Origin of the sequence: Streptomyces ossamyceticus (genome assembly GCF_001418475.1) — a bacterium.
Taxonomy (GTDB): Bacteria; Actinomycetota; Actinomycetes; order Streptomycetales; family Streptomycetaceae; genus Streptomyces; species Streptomyces ossamyceticus.
Window position 1 is genome coordinate 6,995 of the sequence record NZ_LIQX01000789.1, and the last position, 520, is coordinate 7,514.

A 520-nucleotide genomic window follows, 5' to 3' on the forward strand; every position below is an offset into this window, starting at 1 on the left:
CGCCGCCGCCCCCGCCGTGTGCCTCCGGCAGGTTGACGCCGAGGTAGCCGAGCTTGGCGGCCTCGTCCCAGAGGGTCTCCGGGGTGAAGTCTCGGCCGTGGCGTTTGCCCAGGGCGGCTACTGCGGCTCGTAGGGCCTGGTGCTCTTCGGATTCGATCACGGGGGACATGAGGGCTCCTTAGGGGGTGGGTCCTACGGACGTCAGGAGACTGCGGGTGCGTTGGGGTTGTGCGCGCTCACGCGGCGGAGCCGCATATCGAAACAGCCCCGCGCCCCTTACGTCGGCTGCACCACCGCCAGCAACATGCCGGGCTCCACCTGTTGTCCGACCACCACGTGCAGGGCCGTCAGGGTTCCCGGTGCCGGGGCGGTGATCTTGTGTTCCATCTTCATCGCCTCCAGCCAGAGGAGGGGTTGGCCCGCTTCGACGGTGGTGCCCTGGCTCAGGTCCTTCGCGAGGCGGACGACCGTGCCGGGCATGGGGGCCAGGAGGGAGCCGGCGGCCTGGGTGGTGGTGGGG

At 70.4% G+C, this 520-nt stretch carries 2 protein-coding genes; both read right to left on the minus strand.

Features of this window, described 5'->3' with window-relative positions:
• Positions 1-169, minus strand: a 169-nt coding sequence (locus tag AOK15_RS48065; RefSeq protein ID WP_240508798.1) for an acyl-CoA dehydrogenase family protein, incomplete at its 3' end; no start/stop codon positions are given.
• A gap of 107 nt (positions 170-276) precedes the next feature.
• Positions 277-520, minus strand: a 244-nt coding sequence (locus AOK15_RS38810) for an acyl-CoA carboxylase biotin carboxyl carrier protein subunit (protein WP_167738910.1), incomplete at its 5' end; no start/stop codon positions are given.